This window comes from Pseudomonas iridis (assembly GCF_017980685.1).
In the GTDB taxonomy this organism is placed as follows: Bacteria; Pseudomonadota; Gammaproteobacteria; order Pseudomonadales; family Pseudomonadaceae; genus Aquipseudomonas; species Aquipseudomonas iridis.
Genome location: NZ_JACXXO010000002.1, coordinates 84,174 through 99,908, shown reverse-complemented (window position 1 = coordinate 99,908; position 15,735 = coordinate 84,174). Strand labels below are relative to the sequence as shown.

The following is a 15,735-nucleotide window of genomic DNA, read 5'->3' as shown; positions in this document are numbered from 1 at the left end:
AGACCCCGGCGCTCAGCTCATGATCAACGCACCAGGTGCAGGAACTGCATGTGGCGTTCGTACTGGTCGAGGATGTCGTTGATGATCTGTTCCTTGGTGTAACCCACCAGATCGTAATCCTGACTGCCCTCGCTCAGGTGCACTTCAGCGCGGTAGTAACGGCGATTGTTGAGCTGTTTGGAGCCCATGCCGCCACGTGCGAACGACGGCGTGAAGTAGCCGCGCATCTGCACCTGATAGATGAATGGATGCTGCTCGCCATGGCCGATTTCCAGGCTGACGTTGTCGTGCGCAGGATCGGGCTGAGTGACCACATTCAAGCCTTTCTCGACGAACACCGCCGTCACTTCTTCGATCGCCGGGCGCACCGTGCTGTCCATGAAACGGTACACCTCATCACGCGACGGGAAGTGCACAGCCTGGCTCAGGCGTTGTCGCCAACCACCCGTGCCACGCCGCGAACCGGACACCGGCGCCAGCGAATGCAGTTGCGCGATCTGCTTCTGCGATTCGAGATAGAACGCCTTGTGCAGACCCCACATCATCAGCAGCAGAATCAACGAGAACGGTAACGAGGTCAGCACCACGGCCGACTTCAATGCATCGATGCTGCCGGAGAACAGCAGCGCACTGGTGATCAACGCTGTCATCGCGCCCCAGAACACCCGCAGCCATTTAGGCCCGTCTTCGTCAGGGTTGCCGCCCTTGGCGGACAGGGTCGAGAGCACCACCGTGCCTGAGTCAGCAGAAGTGACGAAGAATACGAAGCTGATAAACACCGTCACGGCGATGACGGTTTTGCTCCACGGGTAGGTTTCCAGCAGCAGGTAGAGGGTCATCGACGGATTCTCGATCGCCGACATGCCCATCGCCGACATTCCGTGATTGAGCACCTGATCGATGGCGCTGTTGCCGAAGATCGACATCCACGCCAAGGTGAAACCGAGCGGAATCAACAGCACGCCGAAAACGAATTCACGGATGGTGCGACCACGGGAAATCCGCGCAATGAACAGGCCCACGAACGGCGACCATGCAATCCACCAGGCCCAGTAGAACACTGTCCAGCCGCCGAGCCAGTCGCTCGGTTTGTCATAGGCGTAGAGGTCGAAACTCTTCATCGGCAAAGCGCCGAGGTAGTCGCCGATGTTCTGGATCAAGGTGTTGAGCAGGTGCTGAGTCGGGCCGGCGAACAGCACGAACAGCAGCAGCGCACAGGCCAGCAGCATGTTGATGTCGGACATCACCCGCACGCCTTTATCGACCCCGGCCACAGCGACGAGGATCGCCGCGCCCATCATCAGTGTGATCAGGCCGACCTGAATCCACTGTGTGTGGGCAATGCCGAACAGGTAGTCGAGACCCGAGTTGAGGTGCAGCACACCAAAGCCCATGTCGGCGCCGAGACCGAACACCGTGGCGATGATGCCGAAGCCATCCACCGCGTAACCAATCGGGCCGTTGATGCGTTTGCCGATCAGAGGATACAGCGCCGAGCGCAGGGCCAGCGGCAGGTTATGCCGATAGGCGAAGTACGCCAGGGCCATGCCGACGAAGGCGAAAACGCCCCAGCCATGCAGGCCCCAGTGCAGAAACAGCACCTGCATGGCCTGACGCGCCGCATCCGCGGTGCCGGCCTCGCCTTGTGGCGGCTGCAGCATGTGCGTCAGCGGCTCTGAAACGCAGAAAAAGAACAGCGTAATGCTGATCCCGGCGGCGAACAGCATGCCGGCCCAGGACAGATAACTGAACTCGGGTTCGTCGTGGTCGGCACCGAGTTTTATCTTGCCGTAGCCGGATAACGCGGTGACCACCACGAAGACCAGATACAGCGTCATCGCGAGCATGTAATACCAGCCGACCGTGTTGGCCGCCCAGTTTTGTGCTTCAAGCAGCCAGGCACCGGCCTGTTGCGGCATGGCGATGACAACGAGACCAAACAGCAGAATAAACGTCGCGGCGAAGTAGAACACCGGCGGATTCATCCGCACCAGACCGCTGGCGGGGGTAGACGATGCACTCATGAAACGTGCACCTCTAGGGGTTGAAACGTGGCTGAAATGATCGGACTCAGCAAAGGCAAGCCTCCTGTTGTGAGCGGGCAGCGAACCACCGGTTTAACTTGAATGAACGTTCAAGTTAAACATGGATAGGGCGCTAAGGACTAATCGCACGGCTAAGCGGTAGCTTTCCTACGCTAGCTCAAGGAGGGGTATGACGTTGGTTTGGGGCGAATCGTTCACTGGAGAATTGGCGGAAGGCCATTATCTCGGTACAACCTTAAAAAATTTTCGCGAGCAGGCTCGCTCCCACTTTGGAGTGCGTTCCACTGTGGGAGCGAGCCTGCTCGCGATGAGGCCCGAAGCAGCAACGCAGATTCAGAAACCTACTTCTGCGTCCCGTCATCATGCTGCAAATTGGCCTGAGTCAAATTGCACCCGGCCGGCACACTGCGCGTCAGCCAGACATTGCCGCCAATGGTCGAGCCCTTGCCAATGGTGATCCGTCCAAGAATCGTCGCCCCGGCATAAATCACCACGTCATCTTCAACAATCGGATGACGCGGATGGCCCTTCTGCAACTGCCCGTCTTCATCTGCCGGGAAGCGTTTGGCGCCCAGAGTCACTGCCTGATAAATCCGCACCCGCTCACCAATAATCGCGGTCTCGCCGATCACCACACCCGTGCCATGGTCGATGAAGAAACTGCGGCCGATCTGCGCGCCCGGGTGGATATCGATGCCCGTCGCCGAGTGAGCGATTTCCGCGCTGATCCGCGCCAGCAACGGCAACCCGGCGCGATACAAATGGTGCGCCAGACGATGGTGAATCACCGCCAGAATCCCCGGGTAGCACAGCAGCACTTCATCAACGCTGCGCGCTGCCGGATCGCCGTGATAGGCCGCCAGCACGTCGGTGTCGAGCAGCGTGCGCAACCCCGGCAAGGCAAGGGCAAAATCCTGGACGATCTGGATCGCCCGGGCCTCGACTTCGGTGTCGACTTGCGCGCTGTGCCGGGCAACATAACGCAGCTCAAGTCGCGTCTGCGCCAGCAAGGCATTCAACGCGACGTCGAGGGTGTGCCCCACATAAAAATCTTCACTTTCTTCGCGCAGATCGACCGGCCCCAGGCGCATCGGGAACAACGCGCCACATAAAGCCTCGAGAATCTCCGCCATCGCAGCACGCGAGGGCAGCTCGCGGCCACCCTGCTCGCCGGAGGCCCGGCCATTTTGTGCGCGCCACTGATCCCGCGCGGTGCGCAGTTGGCTGACGATGGTCTGCAATTGCCAATGGCTGGAACGCTCGCTCACGGTAAAGACTCCTCACGGGCGGCCGGACTGTCTGGCCGCGTCAACGGCGACCACTTTACGGCATGGCTGCGAGGGCGAATTAAGAACCGATAGTGCTGGGCTCAGTTCATTTGGCTATAAGCGATTCACGGTTGCCCCTGCAAAATCGACTGCCTATAGTCCTTTCATCTTTCTCCGCCAGTACGACTCATGATTAAACAACAGCTGGACCGTTTTAACCGTCTCGACCTGCTCGGCCAACCTACCCCACTGGAAAAACTTGAGCGCCTCTCTGCCTGGCTCGGCCGCGAGGTCTACATCAAACGCGATGATCTGACGCCGCTGGCCATGGGCGGCAACAAATTACGCAAACTCGAATACCTCGCCGCCGATGCGCTCGCGCAGTGCGCCGACACGCTGATCACCGCCGGCGCGCTGCAATCGAACCATGTTCGCCAGACCGCAGCACTGGCCGCCAGACTGGGCCTGAGTTGTGTCGCGCTGTTGGAAAATCCGTTGGGCACTGACGACAGTAACTACATCGGCAACGGCAATCGGCTGCTGCTGGACCTGTTCGACACCAAGGTCGAGCTGGTCGAAAACCTCGACAACGCCGACGAGCAACTGACCGCCCTCGCCGCGCGTTTGCGCAGCAACGGCAAGAAGCCGTATCTGGTGCCGATCGGTGGCTCGAATGCGCTCGGTGCGCTGGGTTACGTGCGCGCAGGCCTGGAACTGGCCGAGCAGATCAAGGACACCGGCCTCGACTTCGCCGCCGTGGTGTTGGCTTCAGGCAGTGCCGGCACGCACAGCGGTCTGGCGCTGGCCCTGAGCGAAGCGTTACCCGAATTGCCGGTGATCGGCGTGACCGTTTCGCGTAGCGAAGAAGACCAGCGCCCGAAGGTGCAAGGTCTGGCCGAACGCACGGCGGAGCTGCTCGGCGTAGCGCTGCCGGCAAGCTTCAAAGTCGAATTGTGGGACGAATACTTCGGCCCGCGCTACGGCGAACCGAATGCCGGGACACTGGCGGCGGTAAAGTTGTTAGCCAGTCAGGAAGGCCTGTTACTCGACCCGGTGTATACCGGCAAGGCCATGGCGGGTTTGCTCGATGGCATTGGCCGTTCGCGCTTCGAACAAGGTCCGATTATTTTCCTGCACACCGGTGGGGCCCCGGCGTTGTTTGCCTATAAGGATTTTCTGTAGCCGAAAGATCAAAAGATCGCAGCCTTCGGCAGCTCCTGCATCGGATTGCGTTCACCTGGAGCTACCGAAGGCTGCGATCTTTTCGAATTCGCCACATATTCCTCAAGAGAATATCAAATTAAGTATTTAGTATTTTCAAGTCTAACGCAGTCATCATATAGTCTCGCCGCAGGCGAATTTCGCGAGAGACGCATAAGCTGCTTTAAGGCAGGATAGCGCTGTCGTTCAAATCACCCATTTGCCTACATTCCTTAAGCGTCTTCCATAAGAAAACACAGGGGCTTGTCATGAATTTTTCCGCACTACGTCGCAATCTGCTGGTTGGCTCGCTGGGCCTGGCGCTGAGCGCCGGTCTGATCGGCCAGGCAGTGGCCGGTGAGCAGCTGCAACAGATCAAGGACAAAGGCGTTATCAACGTCGGCCTGGAAGGCACTTACCCACCGTTCAGCTTCGTCGATGCCGACGGCAAACTGTCCGGTTTCGAAGTCGAGCTCTCCGAAGCCCTGGCGCAAAAACTCGGTGTCAAAGCCAAGATCCAGCCAACCAAATGGGATGGCATCCTCGCTGCGCTGGAATCCAAGCGCCTGGACGTCGTGGTCAATCAGGTGACCATCTCCGAGGAGCGCAAGAAGAAGTACGACTTCTCCGAACCGTACACCGTCTCCGGTATCCAGGCGTTGGTGCTCAAGAGCAAGGAATCCGCGCTGAACATCAAGACCGCCGCTGACCTGGCCGGCAAGAAAGTCGGTGTGGGTCTGGGCACCAACTACGAGCAGTGGGTCCGCGCCAACGTGCCGGGTGCAGACGTGCGTACCTACGATGATGATCCGACCAAGTTCGCCGACCTGAACAATGGCCGCACCGACGCTATCCTGATCGACCGTCTGGCCGCCCTCGAGTACGCCAAAAAAGCTCCGAAAACCGTCGCTGCTGGTGAAGCCTTTTCCCGTCAGGAGTCCGGTATTGCCCTGCGCAAAGGCGAGCCGGAACTGCTGGCCGCCCTGAACAAGGCCCTCGACGAACTGCGTGCAGACGGCACCCTGAAGAAGCTGTCGGAAAAATACTTCAACGCAGACGTCACTAAATAATGGAAGAAGCTTTCCAACTCGCACTTGATTCCGCGCCCTTCCTGCTCAAGGGCGCGTATTACACGGTTGTCCTCAGCCTTGGCGGGATGTTCTTCGGCCTGCTGCTGGGCTTTGGTCTGGCGTTGATGCGCCTGTCACGCTTCAAGTCGGTCAGCTGGCTGGCCCGCATCTACGTGTCGTTCTTTCGCGGCACGCCGTTGCTGGTGCAGCTGTTCGTGATTTATTACGGCTTGCCGCAAATGGGCCTGGAGCTTGATCCGCTGCCAGCGGCGCTGATCGGCTTCTCGCTGAACATGGCCGCCTACGCCTGTGAAATCCTGCGCGCCGCGATCGGCTCGATCGAACGCGGCCAGTGGGAGGCCGCTGCGAGCATCGGCATGACCCGCGCGCAAACCTTGCGTCGGGCCATCCTGCCGCAAGCGATGCGCACGGCATTGCCGCCGCTGGGCAACAGCTTCATTTCACTGGTCAAGGACACTGCACTGGCCGCAACCATTCAGGTGCCGGAACTATTCCGTCAGGCGCAGCTGATTACCGCCCGGACTTTCGAAGTCTTCACCATGTATCTTGCCGCCGCGCTGATCTACTGGATTCTGGCCACGGTGCTGTCGCACTTGCAGAACAAGTTGGAAGAGCGGGTCAATCGGCACGACCAGGAGTCCTGACCCCATGATTGTCGTGGAAAAACTGACAAAGCAGTTCAAGGGTCAAGTGGTGCTCAACGGCATTGACCTTGAGGTTAAGGAAGGCGAGGTCGTCGCGATCATCGGCCCTAGCGGCTCGGGCAAGACGACGTTCCTGCGCTGCCTGAATTTCCTTGAAGAACCCACCAGCGGCCGGATCAAGGTCGGCGATATCGAAATCGATACCCGCCGCCCGCTGAACCAGCAACAAGGTCTGGTGCGCAATCTGCGCCAGCATGTGGGCTTCGTGTTCCAGAACTTCAACCTGTTCCCCCATCGCACCGCTCTGGAAAACGTCATCGAAGGGCCGATCGTGGTCAAGAAGATGCCGCGCGAACAAGCGGTTGCCCTGGGCAAGAAGCTACTGACCAAGGTCGGTCTCGCCGGCAAGGAAGACGCTTATCCGCGTCGACTTTCCGGGGGCCAGCAACAACGTGTGGCGATCGCCCGTGCGTTGGCGATGGAGCCGGAAGTGATCCTGTTCGACGAGCCGACTTCGGCCCTCGACCCGGAACTGGTCGGCGAAGTGCTGGCGACCATCCGCGGTCTCGCTGAAGAAAAACGCACCATGGTGATCGTCACCCACGAAATGGGCTTCGCCCGTGACGTGGCCAACCGTGTGGTGTTTTTCGACAAGGGCGTGATCGTTGAACAAGGTGAAGCCAAAGCGTTGTTTGCCAACCCGAAAGAAGAACGCACTCAACAGTTTCTCAGCAAGTTCCTGAATCACGCCTGAGAATGTTTAACGCACCCTCTCAAACTTCCATGGATGGAAGTTATCTTTACCCCGCTCCAACCCCCTCCCGACTATATACACGCCAGACACACTCAACGCACTACATGTATATATGTTCTGCAACAGATAAAACTCGCCTGAAACTTATCGAATGTCACTGGCAGGAGTATGAATAACTCTGCGTAAAAACGGCTAAAAAAGCCTGTGAAAGGTAGCCATATTCGCCTTTACGCCTAGGAGTTTGACTTCAGAAATGTAGGAAAATTCTGATAGAACCTCAATTCCAAGATTAACTACCACCGACTATTGACACCCCTCCCCGCACCCTCTTATCTAGTCGCCAACCGGCACTACTTAGTTTAATCAACTCACTCTCAAGTTGAACAAAATGTTCATTGCTTTATTGCCAGTTGATTCATGCCATTTGTTCTTCCAGAAACGGACTTCGCTGCAAGGCTTCAAGGAGAGAAATCGATGACCCGCACTTCGCATACCCCCGAACTGGCAGCACCGACACTGTCGCCAGCGCAAAAAACCGGCATCAACCTGACCGCCGCCGCACATCTGCTGGTCGCCGTTTCGCCCTATCCCGACATGGACTGCGGCGACCTGATCGAACTGTTCTGGAACAAGTGCTACGTCGCATCAAAGGTGCTGACCGCCGAGGACGTTGGCGAGTCGATCAGCATGCGTGTGCCGGAGAGTTTCATTGTCAACGGCACCGCGCGTATCCACTACCGGGTGATGCAAGTCGGTCAGGGGGCGGCACTGTCGGCAGCGACGCGCGTACAGGTCAAACTCGAATGTCCTGGCGGCCAGCCAGCCGCCGTGTGCGGTGACGAAAACCAGCAACTGGCGCCGGTGATAATCCCCGATGCCATTCGCCGTCAGGGGGTGAATCCGAATCAGATCAAACGCGGCGTGCCACTGACCATAGAGCCCTACCTGAACATGGCGGAAGACGACGCCATCACTTTGCGCTGGGGCGATGTCCGTATGGATCTCGCGCCGATCACGGCTGCCGATATCGGGCTGCCGATTCAGGTCTGGGTGCCGCCGTCGGTCATCGTCGAAGCCGGCGAGGATATGCGCCTGGACGTGACCTACTGCATCCTCGACCGGGTCGGCAACAACTCGCGCTGGGCACCGCCACGGACATTGAAGATCGGTTGTGTGAATCCTTATCTGAAGGTGCCATTGACGCAAGCACTCAAGACGGCCGAAACGCGCAAGCCTTAGCAGTGAATCCAACGGGTGAGGGAACGTTCGCCTCACCATCGTTCACGTTCACCGCAGGGGTTTTACCAACCTCGGAATTCTTGACCAACCCGACCTTCAACCCTTCTATACATATTCCTAAAAGTTAGTTTATTTAATTTTTATACACGCTTAGGGTATATGAACCGGACCACCGGACATTCTTTCTTTCGCTGCACTGTGCGGCGTTTTCATGAGATGTGAGGTAGGTAGTATGGTCCGGAACACAATCACCCCAGTGCAGATCGCCAGGGCATTGCGTGCAGCCAAGGAGCGGCACTGATGTCCAGTCTGGCAGATGCAATCGTCCAGTCTGATCTGGACATCGCCCCGCTGTTGTTGCCCGCGCAAGTCTTGCGCAACGACGCCCAAGCCCTAGAGGCCGCCCTTGAGCTGGCGCAAGTCGCCCGCGTGCAGGCCGCCAGGCGCGACCGCCAACGCAAATTGCCGTGGCCGGAAATCGAACAGTTCACCCGAAGTGGTCTGGGCAGCATTGCCATCCCGCGCGAATACGGTGGTCCGCAGGTTTCGTTCGTCACGCTGGCCGAGGTGTTCGCGATTATTTCCGCCGCCGATCCGGCACTGGGACAGATCCCGCAGAACCAGTTCGGCATCATCAACCTGGTGCTTGGCTGCGCCACCGAAGCGCAGAAAAGGCAGCTGTTCCAAAGTGTTCTGGAAGGCTGGCGCATCGGCAATGCCGGCCCTGAACGCGGCACCAAAAACACCCTGGAACTGAAAGCGCGCATCACCGCTGACGGCGATGAGTACGTGATCAACGGCCAGAAGTTTTATTCCACCGGCGCGCTGTTTGCGCACTGGGTCGCGGTGAAAGCGCTCAACGATGACGGCAAGCAAGTGCTGGCCTTCGTCCGCCGCGGCACACCGGGTTTGCGCATTGTTGATGATTGGTCGGGCTTCGGCCAGCGCACCACCGCCAGCGGCACGATCCTGCTGAACAACGTGCGCGTCGAAGCGAGCCTTGTCGTCGACAACTGGAAGATCAACGAAACCCCGAACATTCAAGGCGCGGTGTCACAACTGATTCAAGCAGCGATCGACGCCGGCATCGCCCGTGGCGCCATCGAAGACGCCATCGAGTTTGTCAAAACCCGCGCGCGGCCATGGATTGACGCCAAGGTCGAGCGCGCCAGCGATGACCTCTATGTCATAGCTGACATCGGCAAGCTGAAAATCGAACTGCATGCCGCCGAAGCGCTGCTGCGCAAGGCCGGGCAAGTGCTCGATCAGGTACATGCCGCGCCAGTCACCGTCGAGTCCGCCGCCCGCGCCTCGATAGCTGTGGCTGAAGCCAAAGTGCTCACCACCGAGATCTCGCTGCTGGCCAGCGAAAAGCTGTTCGAACTGGCCGGCAGCCGCGCCACCCTCGCCGAATTCAACCTCGACCGTCACTGGCGCAACGCCCGCGTGCACACGCTGCACGACCCGGTGCGCTGGAAATATTACGCGGTCGGCGCCTATCGCCTGAACGGCACGTTGCCGGCTCGCCATTCCTGGATTTGACCAGATCTTTGGAGAAACACATGACTTTTTCCCATCCCGTAGCGGTCATTACCAGCGATGAGCAAGCCCTGATCGTCGCCAGCGACCTGGCCGAAGATTTCAAACGCGACAGCGCCCTGCGCGACCGTGAACGACGCCTGCCGCTGCCCGAACTCGACGTGTTTTCCCGCTCCGGCCTGTGGGGCATCACTGTCCCCAAGGAATACGGCGGCGCCGCTGTGTCCAACGTCACGCTGGCCAAAGTCATCGCCCTGATCGCTCAGGCTGACGGCTCTCTTGGGCAGATTCCGCAGAACCATTTCTATGCCCTCGAAGTCCTCAGGGTCAACGGCAGCCACGCGCAGAAACAACGGTTGTACGCCGAGGTGCTGGCCGGCCAGCGCTTTGGCAATGCACTGGCGGAACTGGGCACCAGAACCGCCCACGACCGCGTTACCAGCCTCAAACGTGATGGCGACGGCTATCGCATCAACGGCCGCAAGTTCTACGCAACCGGGGCGATTTACGCGCAGCGCATTCCTACCTCCGTGGTCGATGAAAACGGCGTGCAGCAACTGGCCTTCGTCTCGCGTGACAGCCAGGGCCTGAGCGTGATCGACGACTGGAGCGGCTTCGGCCAGCGCACCACTGGCAGCGGTTCGGTGGTGTTCGAAGACGTGTACGTCGCAGCGCAAGACGTCCTGCCGTTTCAAAGCGCCTTCGAACGCCCGACCACCGTCGGCCCGCTCGCGCAGATCCTTCACGCCGCCATCGACACCGGTATCGCCCGCGCCGCTTATGAAGACGCGCTGCACTTTGTGCGCAGCAAAACCCGGCCATGGATCGACTCGGGTAATGACAATGCCACTGAAGATCCGCTGACACTGAAAAGCTTCGGCCACTTGAGTATTCGCCTGCACGCGACCGAGGCTCTGCTTGAACGCGCCGGCGAATTTCTTGATGTCGCGCAAGCCGAAACCAACGCAGACACCGTCGCCGCGGCATCGATTGCCGTCGCCGAAGCACGCGCCATCAGTACTGAAATTTCGCTGGCCGCCGGTAGCACGCTGTTCGAACTGGCCGGCAGCCAGGCCACGCTGATCGAACACGGCCTCGACCGCCACTGGCGCAACGCCCGGGTGCACACCCTGCACGACCCGGTGCGCTGGAAGTATCACGCGGTTGGCAATTACTACCTAAACGATGAAAACCCGCCACTGCGGGGCACCATCTGATGAGCAAGAAAAAAATCCTGCTCAACGCGTTCAACATGAACTGCATCGGCCATATCAACCATGGCTTGTGGACGCACCCGCGCGACACGTCGACCCAATTCAACAGAATCGAATACTGGACCGAATTGGCGCAGTTGTTGGAGCGAGGGCTGTTCGACGGGCTGTTCATCGCCGACATCGTCGGCGTGTATGACGTCTATCAGAACTCGGTAGATGTCACGCTGAAGGAGTCGATCCAGTTGCCGGTCAACGATCCGTTGTTGCTGGTTTCGGCGATGGCTGCCGTGACCCAAAACCTGGGTTTCGGCCTGACTGCCAACCTCACCTACGAGCCGCCATATTTGTTCGCCCGGCGCATGTCGACACTCGATCATCTGAGCCGTGGTCGCGTGGGCTGGAACATCGTCACCGGTTACCTCGACAGCGCCGCCAAAGCCATGGGCCTGAGCGAGCAAGTCGAGCATGACCGGCGCTACGACCAGGCCGACGAATACCTTGAAGTGCTCTACAAACTCTGGGAAGGCAGCTGGGAAAACGGTGCGGTCCTCAACGATCGCGAACAGCGCATCTACGCCCAACCGGAAAAAGTGCACAAGGTCGAGCACAAGGGCGAGTTCTATCAGGTCGAGGGTTATCACCTCTGCGAGCCGTCGCCACAGCGCACGCCAGTGCTGTTTCAGGCCGGCAGTTCTGATCGCGGCTTGCTGTTTGCCGGGCGCCACGCCGAGTGCGTGTTCATCAGCGGCCAGAACAAACCGTCGACCAAGGTTCAGGTCGACAAAGTCCGCGCCAGCGCTATAGAGGCCGGGCGCAATCCCGAGGACATCAAGGTGTTCATGGGCCTCAACGTGATCGTCGGTGCAACTGAAAAAGCCGCCTGGGCCAAGCACGCTGAATACCTCAGCTACGCCAGTGCCGAGGCCGGCGTGGCGCATTTCTCGGCATCCACCGGCATCGACTTTTCCCAGTACCAGATCGACGAACCGATCCAGTACGTGAAGAGCAACGCCATTCAGTCCGCCACCAAAAACCTGCAAAACAACGACTGGACCCGACGCAAGTTGCTAGACCAGCACGCCCTCGGCGGGCGCTACATAACCGTGGTGGGTTCGCCGCAGCAAGTGGCGGATGAACTGGAATCGTGGATCGCCGAAACCGGCCTGGACGGTTTTAACCTGACCCGCATCGTCACGCCGGAAAGCTATGTCGATTTCATTGAGCTGGTGATTCCGGAGTTACAGCGGCGTGGGTCGTACAAGACCGCTTATGACAGCGGCAGCTTGCGCGAGAAGCTGTTTCACGGCGAGGCGCACTTGCCGGAGCAACACACGGGTTCCGCGTTCCGCCGCTAAAAGCATCGCTGGCAAGCCAGCTCCCACAAGGGTCTGTAGCGTTCACAAAACCTGTGGGAGCTGGCTTGCCAGCGATGAGGCCGCAACAGACACCACAAATTTATGCACTGACTGGAAAACTCATCATGACCAAGAAAACCCTGTCCCACCCAGTCAAAGCACTGGCCCTGGCCCTCGGCCTGTTCAGCTCGGCGGTTTTCGCCGCCGACGCCCCGCTGAAAATCGGCACCACCGCAGCCTTCGCCATCCCGCTGGAAGCCGCCGTCGAAGAGGCCAGCAAACAAGGTCTTAACGTCGAGCTGGTGGAGTTCACCGACTGGATCGCACCGAACGTCAGCCTCGCCGCCGGCGACATCGACGTGAACTACTTTCAGCACATCCCGTTCCTCGAAAATGCCAAAGCCGCCGCAGGTTTTGACCTGGTGCCGTTCGCCCCGGGGATCATCAACAACGTCGGCCTCTACTCGAAGAAATACACAAGCTTCGACGAGTTGCCTGAAGGCGCCAGCGTCGCCATCGCCAACGACCCGATCAACAGCGGTCGCGGTCTGCAACTGCTGGCCAAGGCCGGGTTGATCACCCTCAAACCGGGGGTCGGCTACAAAGCCACCGAGGACGACATCGTCGCCAACCCGAAGAAAATCAAAATCCTTCAGGTCGAAGCCGTGCAACTGGTGCGCGCCTATGACGACGCTGATCTGGTCCAGGGCTATCCGGCCTACATCCGTTTGGCGAAGACCTTCGATGCCGGCTCGGCGCTGCTGTTCGATGGCCTCGACCACAAGGAGTACGTGATCCAGTTCGTGATTCAGCCGAAGAGCAAAAACGACCCGCGCCTGATCAAATTCGTCGATATCTATCAGCATTCCCCAGCCGTTCGCGCGGCACTTGAGAAGGCCCACTGCAAGCTGTACCAGGCCGGTTGGGAAAGCTGAGCATGACGGCCGCGACCCAACGGCGACTGGAGATTCCAGAGCCAAAGAATGCTGAACGCACAGAACTGCACCCGCAACTGAACCGCGCCCACGTGCGCTTCATCGACCTCGGCAAAACCTACAACGGCCGGCAAGGCCCGGTCGCTGCGCTGCAAGGCATCGACCTGGCGATCCAGCGCGGTGAAGTGTTCGGGATTATCGGCCGCAGCGGCGCCGGCAAGTCGTCGCTGATTCGTACGATCAATCGTCTGGAACAACCGACTTCAGGGCGGGTGCTGATCGATCAAGTGGACATTGGCGAGTTCGATGAAAACCGTTTGGTCGCTCTGCGTCGGCGGATCGGCATGATTTTCCAGCACTTCAATCTGATGTCGGCCAAGACCGTTTGGCAGAACGTCGAGTTGCCGCTGAAAGTCGCCGGTGTGCCCAAAGAACAACGCGAGAACAAGGTCCGCGAACTGCTGGAACTGGTGGGCCTGCAAGGCAAGCACAAGGCTTATCCGGCGCAGCTCTCCGGCGGGCAGAAACAGCGTGTCGGCATCGCCCGCGCGCTGGTGCATGACCCGGATATTCTGCTGTGTGACGAAGCGACTTCGGCGCTCGATCCGGAGACCACGCAATCGATCCTCGGTTTGCTGCGCGAGATCAACCAGCGTCTGGGCCTGACCATCGTATTGATCACCCACGAAATGGCAGTGATTCGCGAAATCTGCGACCGCGTGGTGGTGCTGGAACACGGGCAAATAGTCGAGCAAGGTCCGGTCTGGGAAGTGTTCGGCAACCCGCAACACGAGATCAGCCAAACACTGCTTGCGCCGCTGCAACATGCGTTGCCGCAAGAGTTGCAAAGCCGTCTGCACGCGCATTCGCCCTCCAGCGAAGCGGCTGTGGTTCTGCGTTTGCAGTTCACTGGCAGCGCCAACGACGAACCCGATCTGGCAGCGTTATTCGCGGCCCTCGGTGGGCGGGTGAAGTTGTTGCAGGGCGGCGTCGAACGGATTCAGGGCCACGCGCTGGGGCAGTTGCTGTTGGCGGTCAGTGGCGCTTCGCCGGACGCCGAAACATTGCGCCAGCGCGCCGGGCAATGGGCGCAACGGGTGGAGGTGCTGGGTTATGTGGTTTGATCGCTTGCTGCAGGGTTTCATCGACACGTTTTTGATGGTCGGCGTGTCGTCGTTGATCGCGCTGCTGGTGGGCATTCCCATGGCGGTGATTCTGGTGACCAGCGACAAGGGCGGGATATATCAAGCACCGGCGCTGAACCGCGCCTTGGGCGCATTCGTGAACCTGTTCCGTTCGATCCCGTTTCTGATTCTGATGGTCGCGCTGATCCCGTTTACGCGGCTGATCGTCGGCACCACCTACGGCGTGTGGGCGGCGGTGGTGCCGCTGACCATTGCTGCCACGCCGTTCTTTGCTCGGATCGCCGAGGTGAGCTTGCGTGAAGTTGACCACGGCTTGATCGAAGCCGCGCAAGCGATGGGTTGCCGGCGCTGGCACATCGTCTGGCATGTGCTGTTGCCCGAGGCGCTGCCGGGCATCGTCGGCGGGTTCACCATCACCCTGGTGACGATGATCAACTCCTCGGCCATGGCCGGCGCGATTGGCGCTGGCGGCCTGGGGGATATCGCTTACCGCTACGGCTATCAACGTTTCGACAGCCAGATCATGCTGACGGTGATTGTGTTGCTGGTGGCGCTGGTGGCAGTGATTCAGCTCGGCGGTGATCGCTTGGCGCGTGGCTTGAACAAGCGCTGAGGCGATCTTTTAAAGCGCGAAAGCGCTTATAGTCAGCTCATCTCTCTTTACGCCACGAACAGACCATGAAGCAGACCCCTACCGACCTCGAACAGATCACCGCCACCACCCTCGGCCACTACAACTCGGTGGCCGAGGACTTTCGTGAAGGCACCCGCGATCACGATGTCAGCCAGAACATCGACGCGCTGTTGCGGCACATTCAGGGCACGGCACCGTTCACGATTCTTGATTTCGGCTGTGGGCCGGGGCGGGATCTGCAGACGTTCACGCGCATGGGCCACGTTGCTGTCGGCCTCGACGGCTCGGAAAAATTTGCGCAGATGGCGCGTGAGGACAGTGGTTGCGAGGTGCTGCAGCAAGATTTCCTGAAGCTGGATTTGCCCGCAGCGCGCTTCGACGGCGTTTTCGCCAACGCGGTGCTGTTCCATGTGCCATTGCAGGAACTGCCGCGGGTTCTGCAGCAACTGCACGGCAGCCTGAAAGCGGGTGGCGTGCTGTTCAGTTCCAATCCACGCGGCGATAACAGCGAGGGCTGGAACGGCCCGCGTTATGGCTCTTATCACGATCTCGAGGCGTGGCGCGGGTTGCTCGCGGCGGCCGGTTTCGTCGAGCTGGAACACTACTTCCGGCCAGCGGGGCTGCCGCGAGAGCAACAGCCGTGGCTGGCGAGTGTCTGGCGCAAGGTCTGAC

General features: G+C 59.5%; 14 protein-coding genes. 12 read left to right on the top strand and 2 right to left on the bottom strand.

Features of this window, described 5'->3' with window-relative positions:
* Positions 1–23: 23 nt before the first annotated feature.
* A complete protein-coding gene (gene betT, locus IEQ42_RS05330) occupies positions 24–1,985 on the bottom strand; it encodes a choline transporter BetT (RefSeq protein ID WP_164488118.1) in 1,962 nt (653 codons plus the stop codon).
* Positions 1,986–2,386: 401 nt separating this feature from the next.
* On the bottom strand, positions 2,387–3,313 hold the full coding sequence (epsC, locus tag IEQ42_RS05325) for a serine O-acetyltransferase EpsC (protein WP_150593824.1): 927 nt from the start codon (positions 3,311–3,313) through the stop codon (positions 2,387–2,389).
* Between the two features lie 189 nt (positions 3,314–3,502).
* On the opposite strand from epsC, the gene IEQ42_RS05320 reads away from it, so the two are divergent.
* The 12 genes from IEQ42_RS05320 to IEQ42_RS05265 all read left to right on the top strand — a co-directional run bounded on the left by IEQ42_RS05320 (position 3,503) and on the right by IEQ42_RS05265 (position 15,734).
* Positions 3,503–4,495 (top strand): D-cysteine desulfhydrase, encoded by a 993-nt coding sequence (locus IEQ42_RS05320; protein WP_210702804.1) that lies wholly within the window; start codon positions 3,503–3,505, stop codon positions 4,493–4,495.
* Between the two features lie 287 nt (positions 4,496–4,782).
* Complete coding sequence (gene tcyJ, locus IEQ42_RS05315; RefSeq protein ID WP_210623988.1) at positions 4,783–5,583, top strand: cystine ABC transporter substrate-binding protein; 801 nt, start codon at positions 4,783–4,785, stop codon at positions 5,581–5,583.
* Complete coding sequence (tcyL, locus tag IEQ42_RS05310; RefSeq protein WP_210702803.1) at positions 5,583–6,248, top strand: cystine ABC transporter permease; 666 nt, start codon at positions 5,583–5,585, stop codon at positions 6,246–6,248. Before tcyJ ends, tcyL begins: the two co-directional genes overlap by 1 nt.
* A gap of 4 nt (positions 6,249–6,252) precedes the next feature.
* The gene (gene tcyN / locus IEQ42_RS05305; protein WP_115146055.1) at positions 6,253–7,002 is read left to right on the top strand and encodes an L-cystine ABC transporter ATP-binding protein TcyN; all 750 of its coding nucleotides are present in this window, start codon (positions 6,253–6,255) and stop codon (positions 7,000–7,002) included.
* Positions 7,003–7,476: 474 nt separating this feature from the next.
* Positions 7,477–8,241, top strand: a complete 765-nt coding sequence (locus IEQ42_RS05300) for a hypothetical protein (RefSeq protein ID WP_210702802.1) — start codon at positions 7,477–7,479, stop codon at positions 8,239–8,241.
* Positions 8,242–8,541: 300 nt separating this feature from the next.
* Positions 8,542–9,783, top strand: a complete 1,242-nt coding sequence (locus IEQ42_RS05295) for an SfnB family sulfur acquisition oxidoreductase (RefSeq protein WP_210702801.1) — start codon at positions 8,542–8,544, stop codon at positions 9,781–9,783.
* 20 nt (positions 9,784–9,803) lie between these two features.
* A complete protein-coding gene (locus tag IEQ42_RS05290) occupies positions 9,804–10,997 on the top strand; it encodes an SfnB family sulfur acquisition oxidoreductase (protein ID WP_210702800.1) in 1,194 nt (397 codons plus the stop codon).
* Positions 10,997–12,349 carry an LLM class flavin-dependent oxidoreductase gene (locus tag IEQ42_RS05285; RefSeq protein WP_210702799.1) on the top strand — a complete coding sequence of 451 codons (1,353 nt, stop codon included), beginning with the start codon at positions 10,997–10,999 and terminating at the stop codon, positions 12,347–12,349. The genes IEQ42_RS05290 and IEQ42_RS05285 overlap by 1 nt, the downstream gene beginning before the upstream one ends.
* A gap of 125 nt (positions 12,350–12,474) precedes the next feature.
* Positions 12,475–13,284 carry a MetQ/NlpA family ABC transporter substrate-binding protein gene (locus tag IEQ42_RS05280; RefSeq protein WP_210702798.1) on the top strand — a complete coding sequence of 270 codons (810 nt, stop codon included), beginning with the start codon at positions 12,475–12,477 and terminating at the stop codon, positions 13,282–13,284.
* A gap of 2 nt (positions 13,285–13,286) precedes the next feature.
* On the top strand, positions 13,287–14,408 hold the full coding sequence (locus IEQ42_RS05275) for a methionine ABC transporter ATP-binding protein (protein ID WP_210702797.1): 1,122 nt from the start codon (positions 13,287–13,289) through the stop codon (positions 14,406–14,408).
* The gene (locus IEQ42_RS05270) at positions 14,398–15,042 is read left to right on the top strand and encodes a methionine ABC transporter permease (protein ID WP_210702796.1); all 645 of its coding nucleotides are present in this window, start codon (positions 14,398–14,400) and stop codon (positions 15,040–15,042) included. The genes IEQ42_RS05275 and IEQ42_RS05270 overlap by 11 nt, the downstream gene beginning before the upstream one ends.
* A 65-nt stretch (positions 15,043–15,107) precedes the next feature.
* Positions 15,108–15,734: a class I SAM-dependent methyltransferase gene (locus IEQ42_RS05265; protein ID WP_210702795.1), complete on the top strand. Its 627-nt coding sequence runs from the start codon at positions 15,108–15,110 to the stop codon at positions 15,732–15,734.
* Position 15,735 lies beyond the last annotated feature (1 nt).

Coding starts and splice junctions, on each gene's coding strand:
- IEQ42_RS05270 (WP_210702796.1), top strand. CDS start 14,398: ATGTGGTTTGATCGCTTGCTGCAGGGTTTCATCGACACGTTTTTGATG.
- tcyL (WP_210702803.1), top strand. CDS start 5,583: ATGGAAGAAGCTTTCCAACTCGCACTTGATTCCGCGCCCTTCCTGCTC.
- IEQ42_RS05300 (WP_210702802.1), top strand. CDS start 7,477: ATGACCCGCACTTCGCATACCCCCGAACTGGCAGCACCGACACTGTCG.
- tcyJ (WP_210623988.1), top strand. CDS start 4,783: ATGAATTTTTCCGCACTACGTCGCAATCTGCTGGTTGGCTCGCTGGGC.
- IEQ42_RS05290 (WP_210702800.1), top strand. CDS start 9,804: ATGACTTTTTCCCATCCCGTAGCGGTCATTACCAGCGATGAGCAAGCC.
- IEQ42_RS05265 (WP_210702795.1), top strand. CDS start 15,108: ATGAAGCAGACCCCTACCGACCTCGAACAGATCACCGCCACCACCCTC.
- IEQ42_RS05285 (WP_210702799.1), top strand. CDS start 10,997: ATGAGCAAGAAAAAAATCCTGCTCAACGCGTTCAACATGAACTGCATC.
- IEQ42_RS05320 (WP_210702804.1), top strand. CDS start 3,503: ATGATTAAACAACAGCTGGACCGTTTTAACCGTCTCGACCTGCTCGGC.
- IEQ42_RS05280 (WP_210702798.1), top strand. CDS start 12,475: ATGACCAAGAAAACCCTGTCCCACCCAGTCAAAGCACTGGCCCTGGCC.
- IEQ42_RS05295 (WP_210702801.1), top strand. CDS start 8,542: ATGTCCAGTCTGGCAGATGCAATCGTCCAGTCTGATCTGGACATCGCC.
- tcyN (WP_115146055.1), top strand. CDS start 6,253: ATGATTGTCGTGGAAAAACTGACAAAGCAGTTCAAGGGTCAAGTGGTG.
- betT (WP_164488118.1), bottom strand. CDS start 1,985: ATGAATCCGCCGGTGTTCTACTTCGCCGCGACGTTTATTCTGCTGTTT.
- IEQ42_RS05275 (WP_210702797.1), top strand. CDS start 13,287: ATGACGGCCGCGACCCAACGGCGACTGGAGATTCCAGAGCCAAAGAAT.